The following is a 22,060-nucleotide window of genomic DNA, read 5'->3' on the forward strand; positions in this document are numbered from 1 at the left end:
CCGCTCAGACGTATGCAACGGTCCATTCACGCGGTCCGGAGGTGGCCACCCACATGGGTGAATGGACCCTTGCATCGCCCAGACGTATGCAGTGGTCCATTGACGCAGCCCGGCGGGCACCCCGAAAAATGGGACGCATCGGACTCGGCTGTCCCGTAACGTCGCTGCGGTGCTACTGACCGTGACTGCAAATGCCACAACCGATTTCCCGGACGCCTCCGACATCGGGTACTTGTTGCACAAGCACCCCGATCGCGTGCAGAGCTGGAACCTGCCGATGGGTGCCACCACGGTGCTGTATCCCGAGGTCTCGGCTGAGTGCACCACCGTCGCCGTTCTCGCCGATGCCGACGCCGCATCCGGACTGGCAGTGGCCCTGTCGCGACTGTTCAAGCAAACGCTGGCCGGTGTGTGCACCGGAAGGCCTGAATTGGCCTCTGCAGCAGTCGATCTGACCATGTCGATGCCTGCCGCGCCGTCGCGGGGCGGAACCGATCTCGCAGATCGGCTCTTCGGTCCCCTCGGATGGACGGTAGACGCGACACCCATTGCCCTCGATCCGACGCAGCCGGAATGGGGCGACTCCGAATACGTCGATCTCGTTCTCGCCGGCACGTTCACGCTGTCGGCTGCGCTGCGGCACCTGTACGTTCTTCTCCCGGTTCTCGACGACGCCAAGCACTATTGGGTGGGCGGGGACGAGGCCGACAAACTGGTTCGCGCAGCAGGGGATTGGCTGGGAGATCACCCGGAGTCAGCGCTCATCGCGTCCCGCTACCTGGCGCACCGTCGCGAACTCGTGGCGTCGGCGCTGGACCGACTCGTGCCCGACGCCCCGCAGGACGACGTGGCCCCGCGGGATCCGACGTTGGCCGAGCAGCGGGTACGCGCCGTACTGGCGGCGCTGACAGGCGTCGGCGCGAAGTCGGTGATCGACCTGGGCTGCGGTGAGGGTCGACTACTGCGAGAGCTGTTCGCAGACAACTCTTTCGACCGTATTCTCGGTGCCGATGTGAGTGATCGTGCACTCGTGAAGGCGCACCGCCGGTTGCGTCTGGACGACCTGTCCGATCGGCAGAGAACACGGATCGAACTGGTGCAGTCCTCGGCCACCTACCGCGACGTTCGGTTGCAGGGATTCGATGCGATGGTGCTCATGGAGGTGATCGAGCACGTCGACCTCGATCGACTGCCGGCATTGGTGCGCTCGGTCTTCGGCGAGGCGCGTCCGCGAACGGTTCTCGTCACCACACCCAACTCCGAGTACAACGTGCTGTATCCCGGCCTCGAACCAGGAACCTTCCGTCACGTCGATCACCGATTCGAGTTCACCCGCGCCGAATTCGAGCAGTGGGCATCATCGGTGGCCGACGGCCACGCCTACTCGGTTCGTTTCGACCGCATCGGCCCCGTCGACGACGTGCACGGAACCCCGACCCAGATGGCCGTCTTCACCCGAGAGGAGCAGTCCCAGTGAGTACGTTCGACATTCCGGATCTGTCCCTCGTCGTCCTGATCGGTATCAGTGGGTCCGGCAAGTCGTCGTTCGCAGCGCAGCACTTCGGCCCGTACGAGACCGTGTCCAGCGATGCCTGCCGAGGGATGGTGAGCAACGACCCCAATCTGCAGAGCGCAACCAAGGACGCGTTCGCGCTGCTGGAGTTCCTCGTCGCGACCAGGCTGCGGGCCGGTCTGCTCACCGTCGTCGACGCCACCAATGTGCAACCGGCGGCGCGCAAGGCGCTGATCGCGCTGGCTCGTGAACACGATGTGCTCCCGGTCGCCGTCGTACTCGATGTGCCGGAATCGGTGTGTGCCCAGCGCAACGCGGAACGGACCGACAGAGCGTTCGGCCGAGACGTACTGCGTCGCCAGCAGTCTCAGATGCAGCGTTCGATGCGTGGTCTGTCCAAGGAAGGATTTCGCTCGGTCCAGGTACTCGACGGTGTCGAGGCGGTGGCGTCGGCGCAGTTCGTTCGGACGCCGCTGCGCAGCGATCGCCGCGGACTGACGGGGCCGTTCGACGTCATCGGGGACATCCACGGCTGCCTCAACGAACTCCAAAGCCTGCTCGAAGCACTGGGTTACACGATCGAGCGCGACGAGGTCGGCCGTGCGGTCGGCGCGACGCCACCGCCCGGTCGTACCGCGGTGTTCGTCGGCGACTACGTCGATCGCGGGCCGGAGTCGGTCGGCGTGCTGCGGCTGGTGATGGGGATGGTCGGTGCAGGCGCGGCATTGGCAGTGCCGGGCAACCACGAGAACAAGCTCGTCAAGGCGCTGCGGGGGCGGAAGGTGACTACCTCGCACGGCCTTGCCGAGACTCTCGAGCAGCTCGACGCCGAATCCGCAGACTTCCGCAGGGATGTCCTCGAATTCTGCGACGGACTCGTCGCGCACCTCGTGCTCGACGGCGGAAAGCTCGTCGTCGCGCACGCCGGTCTGATCGAGAAGTACCACAACAGGGCGTCGGGCAGGGTTCGAAGCTTTGCCCTGTACGGCGACACCACGGGCGAGACCGACGAATTCGGGCTGCCGGTGCGGTACCCGTGGGCGCAGGACTATCGCGGTTCGGCGACGGTGCTCTACGGTCACACGCCGGTCCCGGAAGTGGAGTGGGAGAACAACACTGCGTGCCTCGACACGGGGTGTGTTTTCGGTGGGAAGCTCACGGCATTGCGCTATCCGGAGCGTGAGATCGTCTCGGTTCCGGCCGAGAAGGTCTGGTACGAGCCGGCGCGTCCGATGGGCGCGTTCACCCGTGATGCCGCGTCTCTCGATCTGTCCGATGTGATCGGGCCGACGGGCGTCGAGACGTCGCTGCGTGGTCGCGTGTCGGTACGGTCCGAGAATGCTGCGGGCGCTTTGGAAGTGATGAGTCGGTTCGCATTGGCTCCGCAGTGGTTGCACTATCTTCCGCCGACCATGGCACCGAGCCGAACTTCGGACCGGGAGGGCTATCTCGAGTATCCGACCGAGGCGTTCGACGCGTATCGGGCGGTCGGTGCGTCGACGGTGATCTGCGAGGAGAAGCACATGGGCTCGCGGGTGGTCGTGGTGGTGTGTCGAGATGCAGCTACCGCTCGGGAGAAGTTCGATGCGCCGGAGGGAGTGCTCGGCACCGCGTACACGCGGACGGGTCGTCCGGTGTTCGACGAGTCGCTCACCGGCGAGCTGATTTCCGGGGTGTCCGACGCGATCGAGAAGGCCGGTGTGTGGGACGAATTGGCCTCGAGCTGGCTGATTCTCGACTGCGAACTGATGCCGTGGTCTGCCAAGGCGGAGGGCCTGATCAAGACCGAGTACGCCGCGGTCGCTGCGGTGTCTCGGGCGAACATCGAGGCCGAGGCGGCGGTGTTGGCATCGGCCGGATCGCGCGGTCTGAATGTGCAGGAGTTGCAGGAACGGAACACCGTTCGGCAGGGCAACCTGGGTGAGTTCACCGCCGCGTATCGGCGGTACGTCTGGCCGACGGACGGGCTCGACGGAGTTCGGATCGCGCCGTTCCAGGTGCTGGCGTCGAATGTCGAGACGTATGCGGATCGTCCGCACACGTGGCACCTCGACGTCGCCGACCGTCTGGAGGCAGCTGCTCCCGAGGTGTTCGCCACCACCCGTCGAATCGAGGTCGATCTGTCGTCCGCGGATTCGGTTGCTGCAGGGGAGAAGTGGTGGGAGGAGTTGACGGCACAGGGCGGTGAGGGCATGGTGGTCAAGCCTGCGGCGAACGCTCCACGCGGGAAGATGCAGCCCGGCATGAAAGTTCGCGGCCGGGAGTACCTGCGGCTGATCTACGGTGCCGACTACACCGATCCGGATCGACTGACTGCACTGCGTAGTCGAAACGTGGGGCACAAGCAGTCGATGGCCCTACGCGAGTACGCACTGGGAATGGAAGCGCTGGATCGCTCGGTGCGCGGTGCGCCGCTCTTTTCGATCCACCAGGCAGTGTTCGCCGTCCTGGCACTGGAATCCGAGCCGGTGGACCCGCGACTGTAGGTGCCGTGGGCACTAATTCCACAGCGACGAGAACGGACTGATGCCGGCGCTGATCGGAGCCGCGATTGCCGCTGCAACCGCGATCGATGCCCAGAACACCGGCGAGTCCAGCATCAGGCCGCCCGCGAGACCACACACGGCGACGACGACGCCGCAGCCCACCAGCAGTGCGGATCCGACTGCGGCGTGAGCGAGGTGGTCTCGTGTCGTGCCACGTCGGGCTTTGAGCCACAACACCGTTCCCGAGGTGACGAAAGCCAGAGGAGCGAAGAAGAAGAGCGAGCTGCCACCGAGCTTCGACGAGACGCTTGCGATCACCAGCACCACTCCGAATGCCACCGGGACCACGAGAGGCATCCCACCGGACCATCGCTCGAACCTACTGCGCGTCGATGCAACCATGGCCCTACCGTACCGCCCGGACTGTTACCGCCGCTTGTCGACGTGCAGCTGAATGCGGGTAGCGACGTGCGAACCGGCGAGTGATTCGGCCACGAAAGCGGCTCGTGATTCGGCCTGGGCGGTGAAGGCGACAACGTCGAAATCGGCTGCAGCATAGACCGACACGGCGACGGTCGGCATTCCTCGATCGTCGATCGCAGTACCGCGGGCGCGTCGAACACCAGGGAACTCGGCCAACTCCGTCGCCACGCCCGATGCGATGGCACTCAGGTCCACATGCGCCGAGAAATGCGGCTCCTCGATGACACTTGCCGTTCCGGTCGTGCGCGGCGAGATGTTGCCGATCAACAGGAGTAGTGCCATGACCACCGCGGTGCACCCGACCACAGCCAACGTCGGCACCCACCAGCCCTGTTCGGGCAGTTCGGCGATCCGCACACGATCGAAGCGAGAGAGCATCTCTCGCGCCCATGGGGCGTCGTGGTGCCAGGCAAGAGCGAAGCCACCACCGGCGAGGAGCACAACTCCGGCGACGACGGCGAGAAGCCGGTCCACCCCGGCGACGAACGTCTTCATCACGTAACCCTCGTCGGCGGCGCAGACGTGTGTTTCACCGTCGATCGCCGCCCATCCGCGGCAACCGACAGCACCGGAGCGAGCGCTTCGCGGACCGCAGAGTCGATGCCGTCGACCTCGAAACCAGGATCGCGCGCCACCCGCACGTCGATCTTCCTGCGCGTGACGACGGTGTGCGCGTCCACGACCCCGCGGGTGGACTGTGCTGCAGCACTGCACAATCGAGCGATGTCGGTGGGCGTGGCCCAGACGGTCGACGCCGACCCACCGAGACCGGAATGTGTCTTCGTTCGCGGCTTGACGCCAATGAGCACGAGGAGCAATCCGACGACGGCGCTGCCGATCGCGGCGGCGATCATCCAACCCTGCCAGTGCAATCCGGCTATCCAGAACACAGCGTCGGCGATCCACCGGTCACCGCCGAAGTGTCCTTGCGCGATCAGGAACTCCCGGCCGGCGACGAAGGCCACGCCCAGGAGAACGAACCCGAACAGCAGGGCCACCGGCATCGCGGCCGGGCTTGCGGTGGGAGGTCGGGGGGAAACAGTCTGCGAAGCATCGGGATTCGACACAGGTGCTGGACCGCTGGCGAGGGTGGTGTCGGATACCAGCACGTTCACCCGATGCACGTGCAGACCCGTCATCGTCGCCAGCGCGTCTTCGACCTCCGCGTGCACCGCCTCGGTGACCTCGGTGATCTGCGACGGCCATGTCACGCCGATGTAGAGGTTGACGGCGACCGTGTCCTCGCCGAGGGTGACGTCGGCGCGGGGGAGTTCTCGACCGGTCAGCCGCGACATTCCGCCGGTGGTCCGGGTGACCCGGGGGTCCTTCAAGGCCGCCGTGATGGCAGTTCGGGAGATCGCCCGATTCTTGATCTCGAGGCTGCCACGCATCTCGAGATCGTCGCTGACCTCGTCGGATCCAGCATGCGTCATCACCGAGAATCCTTTACACCGGTCGCGGCTCGCTGTGGTGCGGCACGCGCTCCACAACTGTAGTGACGACCGGTGGTGGATGACGTCGCGAGAGTAATTGTTCCTGGCATACTGCGACCGTGTCGGAAATTGTGCGGGTGACCGCGTCGGATATCTCCTCGGCCGAGGAGCTGCTGGAGCCGGTCATGCGCCGGACGCCGGTGGTGGCCTCGCGAATTCTGTCGGACCTCACCGGCCACGAGGTGCGACTCAAATGCGAGAACCTGCAGCGCACCGGATCGTTCAAGCCCCGCGGAGCGTACAACCGCATCGCCAGGCTCGACGCCGAGCAGCGCGCACGCGGGGTCGTCGCGGCCAGCGCAGGCAATCATGCTCAAGGTGTCGCCTGGGCGGCGTCGCAGGTGGGGATCGCTTCGACGGTGTTCATGCCGGTAGGGGCGTCGCTGCCGAAGCTGGTGGCCACCAAGGCATACGGAGCTACGGTCCATCTGGTGGGCAACACCGTCGACGAGGCGCTGAAGTCGGCCAGAGAATTCGCCGAACGCACCGGTGCCACCCTCATCCATCCGTTCGACCATCTCGACATCGTCGCGGGGCAGGCGACACTCGGGACCGAGCTGCTTCAGCAGATGCCGGACGTCGGCACCATCGTGATTCCCACCGGCGGCGGGGGACTGTTGGCCGGTGTCGCCGCGGCGGTCAAGCTGACCAAGCCCGATATCAGGGTCGTCGGCGTGCAGGCCGAGGGCGCCGCCGCGTGGCCGGCGTCGCTGAAGGCGGGGCATCCGATCGCGTTGACATCGATGTCGACGATGGCCGACGGCATCGCGGTCGGTCTGCCCGGATCGGTGCCGTTCGATCACGTGCAGGGCTGGGTGGACGACGTCGTCACCGTCAGTGAAGACGCTCTGTCGAGGGCTCTGGTGCTGTGCATCGAACGCGCCAAACTCATCGTCGAACCAGCGGGTGCCGCTGCCGTGGCGGCGCTGATGACGCACTCGGCGGACGAGCTCGGATTGACCGGCTCGGTGTGTGCCGTCCTCTCCGGCGGGAACATCGACCCACTGCTGCTCACGCACGTCATCACCCACGGTCTCCGTGCCGGTGGACGCTATCTCGCTGTACGCGTGACGATTTCGGACAAACCGGGCGGACTCACCGGCGTGCTCGGTGTGGTTCGCGACGCCGGGGCCAGTGTGGTCGACGTCGTCCACTCCCGTACCGGCGGACGCCTGGGCCTCGAGGAGGTCGACGTGATGTTGACCGTCGAGACGCGCGGACCCGACCATCGCGGTTCGGTGCTCGATGCCTTGGGTGCGGCCGGGTATGCGGTGCACGTGGAGAACTGATCTCCCGGGCCGCACAGGTGGCACTGGTACTTTGAGCAGCGACTTGAACCAGGACATCGGTGGGAGATATTTGCATGGCTCGGCTCGTCGCGATCGTCTCCGCTGTCCTGGGAATTCTGCTGACGATCGCGATACCGCTGTTGCCGATCGAGCAGCAGCAGTCCTCCCTGACGTGGCCACAGTCGGACACGATCGGCAGTGTCGAGGCTCCACTCGTCGGCTACACCCCGATCAGCGTCGACGCGACGGTCCCGTGTGTCGCCGCAGATCAGCTCTCCGACGGCGGGGTGGTGCTGTCGACCTCGCCCGAAGGATCGCCCGACGCCTATCGGTACGGCCTGGTCGCAGAAGTAACGGGCAGTGGGGTGACGGGCGCAGAGGCGTCGCAGTTGAAGGTGACGCTGCGTGATTCGGTTCTCCTCGAGAAGCCGGTCTCGGAACTGAGCCCGTCGACTGCGGGCGATTGCTCGTTGACGATCACCTCGAACGGCACCACGACCACTGTCGGACTGACCGGCGAAGACACCGTGACGCGCGAGGGGGACCTTCGGCCACAGCTGGTCGGAGTGTTCAGCGATCTTCAGGGCAACATTCCCGGTCTGCAGCTGCAGGCCGAGCTGGACAGTAGGTTCTCGTCGACCCCGAGCGCGCTGAAGTGGTTCGCGATGATCGTCGGCGTACTCGCCACAGGCATCTCCCTGGTGGCACTGCACCGCCTCGACCTGTCCGACGGCCGACGTGCCCGACGCTTCCTCCCGCGTCGATGGTGGACCTTCGGCGCTGCCGATGCCGTGGTGATCGGGACGCTGCTGGTGTGGCATCTCATCGGCGCGAACACCTCCGACGACGGTTACCAGCTGGGCATGGCGCGCACGGCCGACAGCGCCGGGTACATGGCCAACTACTTCCGCTATTTCGGTGTGCCCGAGACACCGTTCGGCACACCGCTCTACGACATGTTCGGACTCATGGCGCACGTCTCGACGGCCAGTGTGTGGATGCGCCTACCGACGCTGATCTGCGCGGTCGTCGCGTGGCTCGTCATCAGTCGCGAGGTGATACCTCGGTTCGGTGCCGCCGCTCGCGCTTCGAAAACCGCGCTGTGGACGGGCGGGCTGGTGCTGCTCGCGTTCTGGCTGCCGTACAACAACGGCCTGCGCCCGGAACCGTTCGTGGCCCTCGGAGTGTTGCTGACGTGGTGCTCGGTGGAGCGATCCATCGCAACGCGCAGGTTGCTGCCTGCGGCCGCGGCTATTCTCATCGCCGCGTTGACGGTCACCCACGGACCCTCCGGTTTCATCTGCTTCGCTCCGCTCATAGCTGGAGCCAGGCCGGTGCTGCAGATCGTCGTCGCCCGCGCTCGCGAGTTCGGCAGTACAACACTGGGCGCGGCGACGCTGCTCGCCCCGTTGGTGGCGTCGGGCACGGTGGTGCTGGTGTTCGCGTTCGGCAACCAGACCGTGGCGGGCATGCTCGAGATGCAACGGGTGCACACCGCGGTCGGGCCGAGCCGGGCATGGTTCGACGAGTATCTGCGCTACCAGTGGCTGATGAACATGGACATCGACGGCTCGCTCGCGCGCCGCTTCGGAGTGTTCGTGATGATCGTCTCGCTGATCGCGGTGGTCGTTGCCATGCTGCGGAAGGGCGGCAAGATCCCCGGCACCGCAACGGGTCCGGGGCGGCGCATCGTCGGCATCACCGTCGGGGCGATGGCCTTGATGATGATCACGCCGACCAAGTGGACCCATCACTTCGGGGTGTTCGCCGGTCTCGCCGCATCGGTGGCGGTGCTGGCAGCCGTGGCAACCGGCGCGGCGGTGCTGCGATCACGGCGCAACCGACTGTTGTTCGCCGCCGCCGTATCGTTCCTGATGGCCGTCGCGTTCACCGGGACCAACGGATACTGGTACGTCTCGGCGTGGGGAGTTCCGTTCTGGGACAAGCCGATCCTCGTTGCCGGTCTCGGTATCTCGACCATGTTCCTCGGCCTGACCCTGCTGCTGTTGCTCGCAGCCGTCTGGTTCCATCTCCGCGCGCCGTACGTGCGCACCGACAAGCCCTTGGCGCGCTGGTGGTCGGTACCGCCTGTCGCTGTCGCAGCCGCTCTGATGGTGCTGGTGGCCGTCGCGTCGATGGCCAAGGGCGCTGTGGCGCAATGGCCGTCGTACTCGGTCGCCAAATCGAACCTGTCGGCGCTGGCCGGCAACACGTGCGGTCTGGCGAACGACGTGCTGCTCGAGACGAACCCCAATGCCGATGTGCTGCAACCGGTCAGCGGGGACGCCTTCGCCGCCCTGGGTGCCGACAACGACGGGTTCACCCCAGATGGCGTGGCGGGCGACCTCACCGCGGACAAGGAGGCCTCGGCGTCGGGCACCTCGAACACCGTCGATACCGAGGAGCAACAGCAGCCGACGTCGACCACCGGAGCCGGAACCGGGGGCAGCGCATTGCCGTTCGGCCTGGAGCCTCGAGAAGTCCCGGTACTCGGCTCGTTCGGATCCGATACCCCTGCCACGTTGACCACCGGCTGGTATGCGCTGCCGTCCGATCCGGGCGACCTGATCTCCATCGCCGCTGCCGGACGCATCCGCTCGGTCGACTCCGACGGTATCGTCACCTACGGGCAGAGCCTCGAACTCGAGTACGGAGTCGACGGCCGGGCGCAGGGTCGCGTGACACCCATCGACATCGGCCCGACGCCGTCGTGGCGCAACCTGCGCGTGCCCATGGATCTGATTCCGTCCGGCACCAACACTGTTCGGCTCGTGCTGACCGACGACGATCGTGATCCCGACCAATGGTTGGCGGTCACCCCGCCGCGGGTTCCGCGCACCCAGACGTTGAACGAAGTCGTCGGCCGTGACGCTCCGGTGCTGCTGGACTGGGAGGTCGGCTTCAATTTCCCCTGCCAGCGTCCGTTCGAGCACCGCCTCGGGGTCGCCGAAGTTCCGCAGTACCGGGTGTTGCCGGATCGCAGCGGTGCCGTCATCACCAATGCGTGGCAGGACCATTTCGGCGGTGGTCCGCTCGGGTGGATCGACATCGTGGCCTCCGCCCGCACCATCCCGTCGTATCTGTCCGGCGACTGGGACCGCGACTGGGGATCGATCGAGCAGTACAGCCCGTACGACGACTCGGCGCAAGCGGCGCAGATCACAGCCGAAGAGGTCAAGCGTTCGGGTCTGTGGACGCCCGGTCCGATCAAGACCGGTTAATCTCTACGCGTTCGGAAGTCCTTACACCGACCAGGAGAGAAACGGGGACAGGGCAATGGCGAACGCTATAGAAGTAGAGGATCTCGTACTTCGGTACGGAAAGAACGTCGCGCTCGACGGGATCGATTTCACCGTTCCCGAGGGCACGGTGTTGGGTGTGCTCGGCCCCAACGGTGCAGGAAAGACCACGGCAGTCCGGATTCTCGCCACCCTGTTGCAGGCGACATCGGGCTCGGCCACGATCTTCGGGCTCGACGTCGCGACTCAGGCAAACGAGGTGCGCAGCACGATCGGACTGACCGGCCAGTTCGCGGCCGTGGACGAGTATCTGACCGGATACGAGAATCTCGAGATGGTCGGCAGGCTGTTCGGACTGCGCAAAGCGGAGGCCAAGAAGCGAGCCGGGGAACTGCTCGAGCGATTCGATCTGGAATACGCACGCGATCGCACAGCCAAGCAGTACTCGGGCGGTATGCGTCGACGACTCGACATCGCGGCCAGCCTGATCGGTCGGCCGCGGGTGGTCTTCCTGGACGAACCCACCACGGGACTCGATCCGCGCAGTCGAATCACCATGTGGGAGTTCATCGCAGACCTCGTGCGCGACGGCACGACCATCCTGTTGACCACCCAGTACCTCGAAGAGGCCGACCGGTTGGCCGATTCGATCATCGTGCTCAACAAGGGCAAGATCATCGCCCGCGGTACGGCGGACGAGCTCAAGGCTCAAACCGGCGGTGAGCGAGTCGAATTCGTGCTCACCGATCGATCTCAGGTAGATCGAGCGATGCAGATCCTGGCCCCGATCGGCGTCGAGCCACCCACTTTCGACGAACAGGTGGGCCGGATCGTCATGCCGGTCAACGGAGGCTCGAAAGACCTGTCCACTGCCCTGGCTCAGCTCGACGCGGCGGGCATCGGCGTGGTCGACGTCGGACTGCGGCGGCCCAACCTCGACGATGTGTTCCTGAGCTTGACCGGTCAGACCACCGGCGAGCCCGAGACGGCGGAGGAAGAGAAATGAGCAACGTTTTCCTGGACTCCGCGATCATCACCAAGCGAAACCTGATCAAGCTCAAGCGAGTTCCCGATCTGCTGTTCTTCGCGATGCTGTCACCGATCATGTTCGTGCTGCTCTTCGCCTACGTCTTCGGCAGTGCCATCGACGTACCCGGCATCGACTACAAGAGCTTCCTGATGGGCGGCATCTTCGTGCAGACGATGATCTTCGGGGCCTCCCTCACCGGGTCGTCACTGGCCGAGGATCTGCAGAAGGGCGTCATGGACCGGTTCCGGTCGCTGCCGATGGCGCGGTCGGCCGTCGTCATCGGGCGCACCGCGGCCGATGTGGGCAACAACCTCGTCACCATCACGATCATGTCGATCACCGGACTCATCGTGGGCTGGCGCATCACGTCCTCGTTCTTCGACGCAGTGCTCGGCTACGTGTTGCTCCTGCTGTTCGCGTACTCGATCTCGTGGGTGATGGCGCTGGTGGGACTCACGGTGCGTTCCCCGGAGATCTTCAACAACGCGTCGTTCATCGTGATCTTCCCGTTGACGTTCATCGCCAACACCTTCGTCCCGATCGACAATTTTCCGAGCGTGCTCAAGACCATCGCGGAATGGAACCCGATCTCGTCGGTGACGTTGGCGGTGCGCGAGCAGTTCGGCAACACCAACCCGATGGCACCGCCGCCGGAGGTGTGGCCACTGCAGAACCCTGTGCTCTACACGCTGATCTGGGTCGTGTTGATGCTCGTGGTGTTCGTGCCGCTCTCGGTACGCAAGTACCAGAAGACGATGACCGCCTGACAGCATTCGGACAGAAAAGCACCCCCGGTCGCTCGGCGGCCGGGGGTGCTTTTGCGTCTTCTGTGCGAAGGCTTACGTGTGGTACGGCTCCGCACTGACGAGCGTGACCTTCATGGTCTTGCCGTTGGGCAGCGTGTACTCGCGGGTGTCGCCGACCTTGGCGTCGATGAGCGATCCGCCCAGCGGTGACGCGGGGGAGTACACCTCGAGCTTGTTGTCGCGGGCACCCTCTTCGCGGGTGGCGATCAGGAACGTCTCGGTGTCGGACTCGTCGCCGTCGTAGTAGACCTTGACGACGGACCCGGGCAGGGCGACGCCGGACTGAGTGGGTGCCTCGCCGACCTTCGCATTGTTGAGCAGCTCCTGCAGCTGGCGGATACGTGCTTCCTGCTGGCCCTGCTCCTCGCGCGCAGCGTGGTAGCCGCCGTTCTCCTTCAGATCGCCCTCTTCGCGACGCTCGTTGATCTCGGCGGCGATGACGGGGCGATTGGAAATGAGCTGGTCGAGTTCGCTCTTGAGCCTGTCGTGTGATTCCTGGGTAAGCCAGGTCACCTGGGTCTCGGTCATCTCGATCACTCCCTCGTAGTCGGAATCTCGAGTTCGGATTCCGGTCTCTGAGCAGGTAGGGCACGCAACGAACAGGGGACTCCAATGGTTGGATCCCCTTGGTCGGCCCACATCCTGGAGCCGTCGTCATCGTTCGCAGGTGAACCCTGCCCGCAATGCAGCAATACACGGCACCTACTGCGGTGGCCGTGTATGACCTGACCTTACCACGAACAGGCAGTTCGCCTATCGGGCTCGTAAATATTCGGGAACATCGAGGCTGCAGCCGTAGACGTCGCCGACGGCAGGGGCAGCCGACGTCGTCACCTCGGTGGTCAGCTCCACGGTGGTGGACCTGGGTTCCGGTGGAATGTACAGCTCACGCCTGCCGGTCTCGGAGCCGTCGCGTGAGCGAACACGGACGATGCACACGGCCGGTTGTTCGGGGTCCTGTCGGGTGACGCTGAAACGGATCGACATCGTGGAGTCGTCGACGATGTCGAACGAAAGTTGACTGCCCTCGATCGGTTTGACCGAGAACTTGCTGTACGCGTAGTAGGCCACGCCCACCCCGACCAGCAGGACCAAGGCCACCAGTGCGATCTTCGTCGCACGTTTCGGGGCCTGCCGAATACCGCTGGGGCCGGAACCCGACGGGTATCTACCTGCGGGAAGTGCGTTGGTCATGGCCGCTCTCGGGATCGATTCGGGGGTGCCGCTGGGGGCCTGTCGGCGTCAGGTGGAACTATAGGGGCAGGCAAGAATCAGGCGAATCCGAGGTGAGGAAGAACGTGTCCGGACTGCGGCTCATGGCAGTACATGCCCATCCCGACGACGAATCCAGCAAAGGCGCTGCGACAACGGCTCGCTACGCGGCCGAAGGACACGATGTTCTGGTCGTGACCCTCACCGGTGGCGAGCGGGGAGACATTCTCAATCCGGCGATGGACATTCCCGGCGTGCACGAGCGCATCCGGGATGTTCGACGCGAGGAAATGGCCGAGGCTGCCCGCATCCTCGGCGTGCAGCAGACCTGGCTCGGCTTCGAGGACTCCGGATTGCCCGAGGGCGACCCGATGCCACCGCTACCCGACGGCTGCTTCGCCTTGGTTCCGTTGGAGGTCTCGACCGAGGCCCTGGTGAAGGTGGTACGCGAGTTCAAGCCCCACGTCATCACCACCTACGACGAGCGCGGCGGCTACCCCCACCCCGACCACATTCGGTGCCACGAGGTCTCGATGGCGGCGTGGGAGGCAGCAGGAGACGCCGAGCGTTTCCCCGATGCGGGTGAGCCCTGGACTCCGCTCAAGCTCTACTACTCGCACGGGTTCATCCGTAAGCGCATGCAGCTCTTCCACGATTGGTTCATCGACCGCGGTGAAGAAAGCCCGTTCGTCGACTGGCTGAAGCGGTGGGACGGCCAGCGCGACGAGATCATGGGTCGTATCACCACGCAGGTCACCGTCGGTGATCACTTCGATCAGCGCGACGACGCCCTGCGGGCGCATGCAACGCAGATCGATCCCAACGGATCCTTCTTCGCCGTGCCGCTGGACGTGCAGCGCAAGCTGTGGCCCACCGAGGAGTTCGAACTGGCCCGTACTCGGGTCACGACGTCGCTGCCCGAGACGGACCTGTTCGCCGGAATAGAAGAGACCGACAAATGATCGTTTCGATCCTCGCCCAGCAGCCCACCGGCCCCGAGTTCGGCAAGTCCTCGCCGATCGGTCTGGTGATCCTGGTGGCACTGCTGGTCGGAACGGCACTGTTGATCTGGTCGATGAACAAGAAGATCAAGCGTCTGCCTGCCACGTTCGAGCAGGAGGATCCGACGCTGGATCAGGCTCTCGACGAGGGCACCGATCGTGGCGGTATAGCGGATGCGGCCCCATCGGAACGGAATCGACCCAAACCCGCCGTCCCCGACGAGACCTGATGCTCGACGCCAATGCCCTGGGTGAGTCCACCAGCCCATATCTGCGGCAGCACGCGGACAACCCGGTGCACTGGCAGCAGTGGGGCCCGCAGGCTCTGCAGTCCGCCCGCGATCGCGATGTTCCGATTCTGCTGTCGATCGGATACTCGGCGTGTCATTGGTGCCACGTCATGGCACACGAATCGTTCGAGGACGAGGCAACCGCGGCGCTGATGAACGAGCACTTCGTGTGCATCAAGGTCGATCGTGAGGAAAGACCGGACCTCGACTCGGTGTACATGAACGCCACCGTCGCGATGACCGGTCAGGGTGGGTGGCCGATGACGTGCTTTCTCACCCCCGACACCGAACCGTTCTACTGCGGTACGTACTTTCCGCCTGCCCCGCGTCAGGGAATGCCGTCGTTTCAGCAGTTGCTCACCGCGATCGCCGACACCTGGGCGACACGGCGACAGGAGGTGTTCGACGCCTCCGCCGACATCGTGACCGAACTGCGCAAGCACAGCACAGGCGTGCCCGCCGGTGGACGACCGATCGACGCCGACGCGTTGGCGGCCTCGGTCTCTGCGATCTGCGCCGACGAGGACACCACCTACGGCGGCTTCGGCCGGGCACCGAAGTTCCCACCCGGCGCGTTGCTCGAGGGTCTGCTCCGGCACTACGAGCGCACCGGCAACGACGAGGTACTCGGCGTCGTTCGCCGCACCGCGTCGGCGATGGCGCGTGGGGGCATCTACGACCAGCTCGGCGGTGGATTCGCGCGCTACTCCGTCGACGCGGAATGGGTCGTCCCGCATTTCGAGAAGATGCTCTACGACAACGCTTTGCTGCTGCGGTTCTACGCCCACGCGGCTCGGGTCGACGACGATCCGCTCGCCCGGCGGGTGGCGTCGGACACTGCGGAGTTCATGCTCCGCGAACTACGCACGGCCGAGGGCTGTTTCGCATCGGCACTCGATGCCGACACCGAAGGTATCGAGGGTCTGACCTACGCGTGGACTCCGGAGCAGCTGATCGAGACCCTCGGCTTCGAGGACGGCGTGTGGGCCGCAGGCTTGTTCGCGGTGAACTCCGCAGGCACGTTCGAGGCCGGCATGTCGGTTCTACAGCTGCCTGCCGAACCCGAGGACTACGACCGGTTCGCCCGGGTGCGCAGCACGCTGTCGGCCGCCCGCGCAACGCGGCCGCAACCGGGCCGCGACGACAAGGTGGTCACCGCGTGGAACGGCTTGGCGATCACTGCACTGGTCGAGGCAGGCACCGGGCTGGGGCACCCGAGGTGGGTCGACGCGGCGGTCGAATGCAGCGAGCAACTCTTCGCCCGTCACGTCGAGGCGGGCCGGATTCGTCGGGCTTCACTCGGCAGCGCAGTCGGCGAGGCCACCGGCGTGCTCGAGGACTACGCTTGTCTCGCGGTCGCCGCGGCAGCGCTGTTCCAGGCCACCGGAGACGCAGTGTGGATCGAGCGCATGACGTCGGTCATCGATGCTGCGATCGAGCACTTCGCGGACCCCGACGATGTCGGCGGGTGGTTCGACACCGCCGACGACGCCGAGACCCTCGTGACCAGGCCGCGTGACCCGATCGACGGGGCCACTCCGTCGGGTGCATCCACGATGACCGAGGCACTGCTTACTGCAGCTGCGTTGGTCGACCACAATTCCTCGGCGCGCTACGGCGAGCTGGCGGCTGCGTCGCTGGCACGGTCGGCGTCGATTCTCGAACGCGCGCCCAGGTCCGGCGGACACTGGCTGGCTGTCGCCGAGGCATCCGTTCGCGGTCCGATTCAGGTTGCGGTGTCCACCGCACCGGGCGGGGACCTGCTTTCCGCCGTCCGGGCGTCGGTTCCGGGTGGTTCCGTGGTGGTCGCCGGGGTGACGAACTCGTCCGTGTTGTTGATGGATCGTCCGCCCGTCGACGGCCTGGAAACGGCGTACGTGTGTCGGGGCTTCGTGTGCGACCGTCCCGTGACCTCAGCCGACGATCTGGCTCTCGCACTGCGGAAGTGACGTCGCCGAGGTGGTGTTCGGAGCCCTTGGGACGCGTCGTCAGAACAGCACGAGCCACACGGCGACCAGATGGCAGATCGCCGCCAACACCGTTGCCGCATGGAAGAACTCGTGGTGGCCGAAGGTCGTCGGCCAGGGATTGGGCCACTTGGTGGCATACAGCACCGCCCCGACGCTGTAGAAGATCCCACCCACGAGCAGCAACAGAAACGGTGCGTACCCGACCTGCTCGATGAGCGTCGGAGCCACCGGGACGATGGCCCAGCCCAGAATCAGGTACAGCGGTACCCCGACCCATCGGGGAGCGGTGGGCCACAACATCTTCAGAGCCACCCCGGCCAGGGCTCCGACCCACACGACGATCAGGAGCGTGCGTCCGGTCGACGCGGGCAGACCCAGCACGGCGAACGGGGTGTAGCTACCTGCGATGAACAGGAAGATCATCGAATGATCGGCGCGTTTCATCCAGATCTGCGACGCCGTGGTCATCCAGTGCACACGGTGATAGGTGGCACTGACCCCGAACACGCCGCAGACGGTGATGGAATACACGCTCACGGCCACACCCGCGCTGACCGAGACCATGCTGAACGCGAGCGTGACGAGAGTGATCGCGCACACCACTGCCACGCCGAACGCGTACAGGTGAATCCAGCCGCGCATGCGAGGTTTGACCGGTATCTCGTCCAGTCCGAACATCGTCATGAAAGATTGCCTCCCGTGCCGTCCGCTGAACCTACGCAACCGTAGGTTCCGACGCTACTGTACCGGCGACCGGCTCGCAGACGTCGGCGTAAGGTGATCCTTCGTGGTGATGAGAGCAGCGGTGACGAAGCAGTGGTGATCATTCCGCAGAAGGTCCGCGGCGTTCTCTACAACGTGTACGAGCGGCGTCTGCTGAGCCAGCTCGAAGGAGTTCAGCACCCGCGTCACGTAGCAGTGATGTGCGACGGCAATCGCCGCTGGGCGCGGGAGAACGGGTTCACCGACGTCGCGCACGGGCACCGCATGGGGGCCTTGAAGATCGCCGAGATGCTCGGCTGGTGCGACGCCGCCGGGATCGAGATGGCCACCATCTACCTGCTCTCCACCGAGAACCTCCGCCGCGACGCCGACGAGTTGGATTCGTTGCTCGACATCATCACCGACGTCGTAGAGGAGATCTGCGGGCCCGAGATGAACTGGGGCGTCAAACTCGTCGGCACCCTCGATCTGCTGCCCGCGTCGACCTCGCGGCGACTCAAGGAAGCAGCTGCGCTCACCGAGGGTCGGTCGGGAACGCACGTCAACGTCGCCGTCGGATACGGCGGTCGGCAGGAAATCGCCGACGCCGTGCAGTCCCTGGTGAGCGAGAAGATCGCCGAGGGCGTCAGCGGCGACGAATTGGTGGCCTCGATCAACGTCGACGAAATCGGCAGCCACCTCTACACCTCGGGCCAACCCGATCCGGATCTCGTCATCCGCACCTCGGGCGAGCAGCGACTCTCCGGCTTCCTGCTGTGGCAGAGCGCGTACTCGGAAATCTGGTTCACCGAGGCCTACTGGCCCGAATTCCGTCGCGTCGACTTCTTGCGCGCGCTGCGCGACTTCGCCGCCAGACACCGACGCTTCGGTATCTGACGTGCACGGCAATTCGTAGCCTGCTACGAATTTCCACTCACGACCTGGATCTACAACTTACGAAGCCGCAGCCGGTTGATCGCGTGGTCGGTGTCCTTGCGCAGCACCATCGTCGCCCGCGGTCGCGTCGGCAGGATGTTCTCCACGAGGTTCGGCAGGTTGATCGAATGCCACAGATCCTCGGCCGCGATCTGCGCGTGATCGTCGGACAGGCCGGCGTAGTGATGGAAGTGCGAGGACGGATCGGTGAACGACGTCTTGCGTAGCGCCAGGAAGCGTTTGACGTACCAACTCTCGATGTCCTCGATCCGAGCGTCGACGTAGATCGAGAAGTCGAACAGATCCGAGACCATCAACCGCGGTCCGGTCTGTAATACGTTGAGCCCCTCCACGATCAGGATGTCGGGCTGCCGGACCATGTGGTACTGACCCTTGACGATGTCGTACGAGACGTGCGAGTAGACGGGAGCGCCCACCTCTTCGGTCCCGGACTTGACCTCGGTGACGAATCTGAGCAGCTTGCGCCTGTCGTAACTCTCGGGAAATCCCTTGCGATGCAGGATTCCTCGACGCATGAGCTCGGCCGTCGGGTACAGGAATCCGTCGGTGGTGACGAGGTCGACCCGCGGATGGTGGTCCCACCGAGCCAGGAGTGCCTGCAGCACACGGGCCGTCGTCGATTTCCCGACAGCGACGCTGCCCGCGACACCGATGACGAAGGGGACCTGACGGTCGGGATGCTTCTCGCCGAGGAACGTCGCGGTCGCGGCGAACAGCCGTTGCCGAGCCGCGACCTGGAGGTGGATCAATCGTGCGAGCGGCAGGTAGACCTCGGCCACCTCGTCCAGATCGATTTGTTCACCGAGACCGCGCAGGCCGACGAGTTCTTCCTCGGTCAGCACCAGGGGCGTCGATTGGCGCAGCGTGCGCCACTGCACACGGTCGAACTCGACGTACGGACTGGACTCGCTCACGCACGGCTCCAACTGGTCGGAGCTGCAGAGGAATCGGCTGAGCTCCTGTCGAGCGCGAGTCGCATGGTTCCCGATTGTGCTCGGTGCCGGTCCGTCACGCACGGGCGGGGTCGTTCGCCGTACTAGGGTTCGGATATGGATGCTGCTTCCCTCGTTCGTGAATACCTGCTGCTGGGCCTGAGTTTCGACCGGCTCGAAGACGGATTCGTCGACGCGTACACCGGCGATCCCGAGTTGCGTCGCACCACCGAGAACGCCCCCGCGCCCGAGCCGCGTGAGCTGATCCGTCGAGCACAGACACTGCGCGCCGAGCTCGGCAACGTCGATCTGACACCCGAGCGCACGACGTTCCTCGATGTTCACCTGCGCGCTCTCGAATGCTCGGCGCGCAAGTTCGCAGGCGAGGACATCGGCTTCGTCGACGAGGTGTACTCCTACTTCGATGTCCGCATCGCTCCGGGCGATCAGGACCAGTACCTGCAGGCTCATCGCAAGATGGACGAGGTCCTCGCCGGTCCCGGTTCCCTCGGTGAACGGTTGATCGCGCATCGCCGCGCCGACGTGATTCCGGCCGACCGACTGCAGGACTGCGTCGAGGCGTTCTCGTCCGCATTGCGCGACCGCGTCCGCGCCGAATACTCGTTGCCCGAGAACGAGAAGGTGACGTACGAGGTAGTCGGCGACAAGCCGTGGTCCGGCTTCAACTACTACCTCGGCAACTTCCAGTCCACCGTCGCGATCAACTCCGACATCGAACAGCAGATGGCCAACCTGCCCCACCTGATCGCGCACGAGTCCTATCCCGGACACCACACCGAGCACTGCCGCAAGGAGACCGGGTTGGTCGGCGCAGGGCAGCTGGAGCAGACGCTGTTCGTGGTCAACACTCCGCAGTGCCTGATGGCCGAGGGGCTGGCCGATCACGCGCTCGGAGCCGTCGTCGGCGAAGGCTGGGGACTGTGGGCGCAGGAGATCTACGCCGATCTGGGGCTGCGATTCGACGGCGAGAAGGCCGAGCGTCTCTTGGCCGCGTCGAGCCAGCTGTTGGGGGTTCGGCAGGACGCCGCGCTGCTGCTGCACGATCAGCACAAGAGCGAGGACGACGTGGCTGCGTACCTCGAGAGGTGGTCACTGGCATCACCCCAGCGGGCCCGGCACAGCCTGCGGTTTCTGTCCTCCCCGCTCTGGCGCGCCTACATCAGCACCTACGTCGAGGGCTACAAGCTGCTCGCCGGCTGGCTCGACCGTGGTGAGACGGCCAGTGCGCGCGCGCAACTGTTCGGCAGGCTGCTCGACGAGCCGCTGACACCCGGTGCACTGCGCGTCTCGTAAACTGGCATAGCCCCTTACTCTGCTGTCCCTTGGAGACTCCTGTTATGACTGACGTCAACAACCTGTCACTGGCCGAACTCGATCCCGAGGTCGCCGAGGCGATGGCCGGTGAACTGGGACGTCAGCGCGACACTCTCGAGATGATCGCGTCGGAGAACTTCGTCCCTCGCGCGGTGCTGCAGGCCCAGGGCAGCGTCCTGACCAACAAGTACGCCGAGGGCTACCCCGGCCGCCGCTACTACGGCGGGTGCGAACACGTCGACATCGTCGAGGATCTCGCGCGCAACCGCGCCAAGGAACTCTTCGGTGCCGAGTTCGCCAACGTGCAGCCGCACGCAGGCGCTCAGGCCAACGCGGCCGTGCTGATGGCGCTGATCAACCCGGGCGACAAGATCATGGGCCTCGACCTGGCCCACGGCGGCCACCTCACCCACGGCATGAAGCTCAACTTCTCGGGCAAGCTCTACGAGGTCGAGTCCTACGGCGTCAGCAAAGAAGACCACCGCATCGACATGGACGAGGTGCGCAAACAGGCCATTGCCGCCAAGCCACAGGTGCTCATCGCCGGGTGGTCGGCCTACCCGCGCCACCAGGACTTCGCTGCGTTCCGCTCCATCGCCGACGAAGTGGGTGCCCTGCTGTGGGTCGACATGGCGCACTTCGCCGGACTCGTCGCCGCAGGCGTGCACCCCTCGCCCGTGCCGTACGCAGACGTCGTCTCCTCCACCGTGCACAAGACCCTCGGCGGACCCCGCTCCGGCATCATCCTGGCCAAGAAGGAATGGGCCAAGAAGCTCAACTCGGCTGTGTTCCCCGGTCAGCAGGGCGGGCCGTTGATGCACGCCATCGCAGCCAAGGCCGTTGCCTTCAAGATCGCCGCGACGCCCGAGTTCAAGGAGCGTCAGGAGCGCACCCTCCTCGGTGCCTCGCTGCTCGCCGAGCGCCTCACCGCATCCGACGTCGCCGACAAGGGCGTCTCGGTCCTCACCGGCGGCACCGACGTGCACCTCGCTCTCGTCGACCTGCGCAACTCGGAGATGAACGGGCAGCAGGCCGAGGACCTCCTGCACGAGGTCGGCATCACCGTCAACCGCAACGCAGTGCCCTTCGACCCGCGCCCGCCGATGGTCACCTCCGGCCTGCGCATCGGCACCGGCGCACTGGCCACCCGCGGATTCGGCGAAGCCGAGTTCACCGAGGTCGCCGACATCATCGGTACCGCCCTGGCCACCGGCGAGGCCAGCGATTCCCTGAAGGACCGCGTCGTGAAACTGGCACAGAGCACGCCGCTGTACGAGGGCCTCGAAGACTGGGGATTGCTGGGCTGACCCTGGCTCTCGTCC

19 protein-coding genes are annotated in these 22,060 nt (G+C 65.4%); 12 read left to right on the top strand and 7 right to left on the bottom strand.

All coding sequences use genetic code 11. The annotated features are described in order from the left end of the window. Window positions 1–181: 181 nt before the first annotated feature. A complete protein-coding gene (locus AABD04_RS05905; protein WP_341440497.1) occupies window positions 182–1,477 on the top strand; it encodes a 3' terminal RNA ribose 2'-O-methyltransferase Hen1 in 1,296 nt (431 codons plus the stop codon). After that, on the top strand, window positions 1,474–3,999 hold the full coding sequence (locus tag AABD04_RS05910; RefSeq protein ID WP_341440498.1) for a polynucleotide kinase-phosphatase: 2,526 nt from the start codon (window positions 1,474–1,476) through the stop codon (window positions 3,997–3,999). The genes AABD04_RS05905 and AABD04_RS05910 overlap by 4 nt, the downstream gene beginning before the upstream one ends. 12 nt (window positions 4,000–4,011) lie before the next feature. Here the strand turns inward: AABD04_RS05910 and AABD04_RS05915 are convergent, their stop codons facing one another. The 3 genes from AABD04_RS05915 to AABD04_RS05925 are packed head-to-tail and all read right to left on the bottom strand — an operon-like array spanning window position 4,012 to window position 5,915. Further along, entirely contained in the window at window positions 4,012–4,401 is a 390-nt protein-coding gene (locus AABD04_RS05915; RefSeq protein ID WP_341440500.1) for a hypothetical protein, read from the bottom strand. A 24-nt stretch (window positions 4,402–4,425) separates the two neighbouring features. After that, a complete protein-coding gene (locus AABD04_RS05920) occupies window positions 4,426–4,977 on the bottom strand; it encodes an Asp23/Gls24 family envelope stress response protein (protein WP_341440501.1) in 552 nt (183 codons plus the stop codon). After that, entirely contained in the window at window positions 4,977–5,915 is a 939-nt protein-coding gene (locus AABD04_RS05925) for a DUF6286 domain-containing Asp23/Gls24 family envelope stress response protein (protein WP_341440502.1), read from the bottom strand. The genes AABD04_RS05920 and AABD04_RS05925 overlap by 1 nt, the downstream gene beginning before the upstream one ends. Window positions 5,916–6,100: 185 nt before the next feature. On the opposite strand from AABD04_RS05925, the gene ilvA reads away from it, so the two are divergent. The 4 genes from ilvA to AABD04_RS05945 all read left to right on the top strand — a co-directional run bounded on the left by ilvA (window position 6,101) and on the right by AABD04_RS05945 (window position 12,300). Next, window positions 6,101–7,264 (top strand): threonine ammonia-lyase, encoded by a 1,164-nt coding sequence (gene ilvA / locus AABD04_RS05930; RefSeq protein ID WP_279396034.1) that lies wholly within the window; start codon window positions 6,101–6,103, stop codon window positions 7,262–7,264. A gap of 74 nt (window positions 7,265–7,338) precedes the next feature. Further along, the gene (locus AABD04_RS05935; RefSeq protein ID WP_341440503.1) at window positions 7,339–10,485 is read left to right on the top strand and encodes an arabinosyltransferase domain-containing protein; all 3,147 of its coding nucleotides are present in this window, start codon (window positions 7,339–7,341) and stop codon (window positions 10,483–10,485) included. 55 nt (window positions 10,486–10,540) lie between these two features. Beyond that, window positions 10,541–11,509 carry an ATP-binding cassette domain-containing protein gene (locus AABD04_RS05940; RefSeq protein ID WP_341440504.1) on the top strand — a complete coding sequence of 323 codons (969 nt, stop codon included), beginning with the start codon at window positions 10,541–10,543 and terminating at the stop codon, window positions 11,507–11,509. Beyond that, window positions 11,506–12,300 (top strand): ABC transporter permease, encoded by a 795-nt coding sequence (locus AABD04_RS05945; protein ID WP_341440505.1) that lies wholly within the window; start codon window positions 11,506–11,508, stop codon window positions 12,298–12,300. The genes AABD04_RS05940 and AABD04_RS05945 overlap by 4 nt, the downstream gene beginning before the upstream one ends. A 72-nt stretch (window positions 12,301–12,372) precedes the next feature. Here the strand turns inward: AABD04_RS05945 and greA are convergent, their stop codons facing one another. After that, window positions 12,373–12,867 (bottom strand): transcription elongation factor GreA, encoded by a 495-nt coding sequence (greA, locus tag AABD04_RS05950; RefSeq protein ID WP_032394210.1) that lies wholly within the window; start codon window positions 12,865–12,867, stop codon window positions 12,373–12,375. Window positions 12,868–13,092: 225 nt separating this feature from the next. After that, on the bottom strand, window positions 13,093–13,533 hold the full coding sequence (locus AABD04_RS05955; RefSeq protein ID WP_243610665.1) for a DUF4307 domain-containing protein: 441 nt from the start codon (window positions 13,531–13,533) through the stop codon (window positions 13,093–13,095). Between the two features lie 104 nt (window positions 13,534–13,637). On the opposite strand from AABD04_RS05955, the gene mca reads away from it, so the two are divergent. The 3 genes from mca to AABD04_RS05970 are packed head-to-tail and all read left to right on the top strand — an operon-like array spanning window position 13,638 to window position 16,791. After that, a complete protein-coding gene (gene mca / locus AABD04_RS05960) occupies window positions 13,638–14,513 on the top strand; it encodes a mycothiol conjugate amidase Mca (protein WP_243596009.1) in 876 nt (291 codons plus the stop codon). Then, window positions 14,510–14,782, top strand: coding sequence for a hypothetical protein (locus tag AABD04_RS05965; RefSeq protein WP_243596008.1), 273 nt, complete (start codon window positions 14,510–14,512; stop codon window positions 14,780–14,782). Before mca ends, AABD04_RS05965 begins: the two co-directional genes overlap by 4 nt. Further along, the gene (locus AABD04_RS05970; protein ID WP_341440506.1) at window positions 14,782–16,791 is read left to right on the top strand and encodes a thioredoxin domain-containing protein; all 2,010 of its coding nucleotides are present in this window, start codon (window positions 14,782–14,784) and stop codon (window positions 16,789–16,791) included. The genes AABD04_RS05965 and AABD04_RS05970 overlap by 1 nt, the downstream gene beginning before the upstream one ends. Before the next feature lie 39 nt (window positions 16,792–16,830). Here AABD04_RS05970 and trhA read toward each other — a convergent pair whose 3' ends face one another. After that, window positions 16,831–17,496: a PAQR family membrane homeostasis protein TrhA gene (trhA, locus tag AABD04_RS05975; RefSeq protein ID WP_341440507.1), complete on the bottom strand. Its 666-nt coding sequence runs from the start codon at window positions 17,494–17,496 to the stop codon at window positions 16,831–16,833. A 132-nt stretch (window positions 17,497–17,628) separates the two neighbouring features. Here trhA and AABD04_RS05980 point away from each other — a divergent pair, with 132 nt between their 5' ends. Beyond that, entirely contained in the window at window positions 17,629–18,411 is a 783-nt protein-coding gene (locus tag AABD04_RS05980) for an isoprenyl transferase (RefSeq protein WP_121873590.1), read from the top strand. A 50-nt stretch (window positions 18,412–18,461) separates the two neighbouring features. Here AABD04_RS05980 and coaA read toward each other — a convergent pair whose 3' ends face one another. Then, window positions 18,462–19,397 (bottom strand): type I pantothenate kinase, encoded by a 936-nt coding sequence (gene coaA, locus AABD04_RS05985; RefSeq protein ID WP_341442965.1) that lies wholly within the window; start codon window positions 19,395–19,397, stop codon window positions 18,462–18,464. Between the two features lie 123 nt (window positions 19,398–19,520). Between coaA and AABD04_RS05990 the strand changes: the two genes are divergently transcribed. After that, the gene (locus AABD04_RS05990) at window positions 19,521–20,717 is read left to right on the top strand and encodes a DUF885 domain-containing protein (RefSeq protein ID WP_341440508.1); all 1,197 of its coding nucleotides are present in this window, start codon (window positions 19,521–19,523) and stop codon (window positions 20,715–20,717) included. Between the two features lie 44 nt (window positions 20,718–20,761). Then, entirely contained in the window at window positions 20,762–22,045 is a 1,284-nt protein-coding gene (gene glyA / locus AABD04_RS05995) for a serine hydroxymethyltransferase (protein WP_341440509.1), read from the top strand. Window positions 22,046–22,060: the final 15 nt, after the last annotated feature.

Source organism: Rhodococcoides navarretei (genome assembly GCF_038069675.1).
In the GTDB taxonomy this organism is placed as follows: Bacteria; Actinomycetota; Actinomycetes; order Mycobacteriales; family Mycobacteriaceae; genus Rhodococcoides; species Rhodococcoides navarretei.

Coding starts and splice junctions, on each gene's coding strand:
- AABD04_RS05965 (WP_243596008.1), top strand. CDS start 14,510: ATGATCGTTTCGATCCTCGCCCAGCAGCCCACCGGCCCCGAGTTCGGC.
- AABD04_RS05935 (WP_341440503.1), top strand. CDS start 7,339: ATGGCTCGGCTCGTCGCGATCGTCTCCGCTGTCCTGGGAATTCTGCTG.
- AABD04_RS05915 (WP_341440500.1), bottom strand. CDS start 4,401: ATGGTTGCATCGACGCGCAGTAGGTTCGAGCGATGGTCCGGTGGGATG.
- AABD04_RS05970 (WP_341440506.1), top strand. CDS start 14,782: ATGCTCGACGCCAATGCCCTGGGTGAGTCCACCAGCCCATATCTGCGG.
- AABD04_RS05940 (WP_341440504.1), top strand. CDS start 10,541: ATGGCGAACGCTATAGAAGTAGAGGATCTCGTACTTCGGTACGGAAAG.
- AABD04_RS05945 (WP_341440505.1), top strand. CDS start 11,506: ATGAGCAACGTTTTCCTGGACTCCGCGATCATCACCAAGCGAAACCTG.
- AABD04_RS05925 (WP_341440502.1), bottom strand. CDS start 5,915: ATGACGCATGCTGGATCCGACGAGGTCAGCGACGATCTCGAGATGCGT.
- greA (WP_032394210.1), bottom strand. CDS start 12,867: ATGACCGAGACCCAGGTGACCTGGCTTACCCAGGAATCACACGACAGG.
- ilvA (WP_279396034.1), top strand. CDS start 6,101: ATGCGCCGGACGCCGGTGGTGGCCTCGCGAATTCTGTCGGACCTCACC.
- AABD04_RS05920 (WP_341440501.1), bottom strand. CDS start 4,977: ATGAAGACGTTCGTCGCCGGGGTGGACCGGCTTCTCGCCGTCGTCGCC.
- trhA (WP_341440507.1), bottom strand. CDS start 17,496: ATGACGATGTTCGGACTGGACGAGATACCGGTCAAACCTCGCATGCGC.
- AABD04_RS05955 (WP_243610665.1), bottom strand. CDS start 13,533: ATGACCAACGCACTTCCCGCAGGTAGATACCCGTCGGGTTCCGGCCCC.
- glyA (WP_341440509.1), top strand. CDS start 20,762: ATGACTGACGTCAACAACCTGTCACTGGCCGAACTCGATCCCGAGGTC.
- AABD04_RS05990 (WP_341440508.1), top strand. CDS start 19,521: ATGGATGCTGCTTCCCTCGTTCGTGAATACCTGCTGCTGGGCCTGAGT.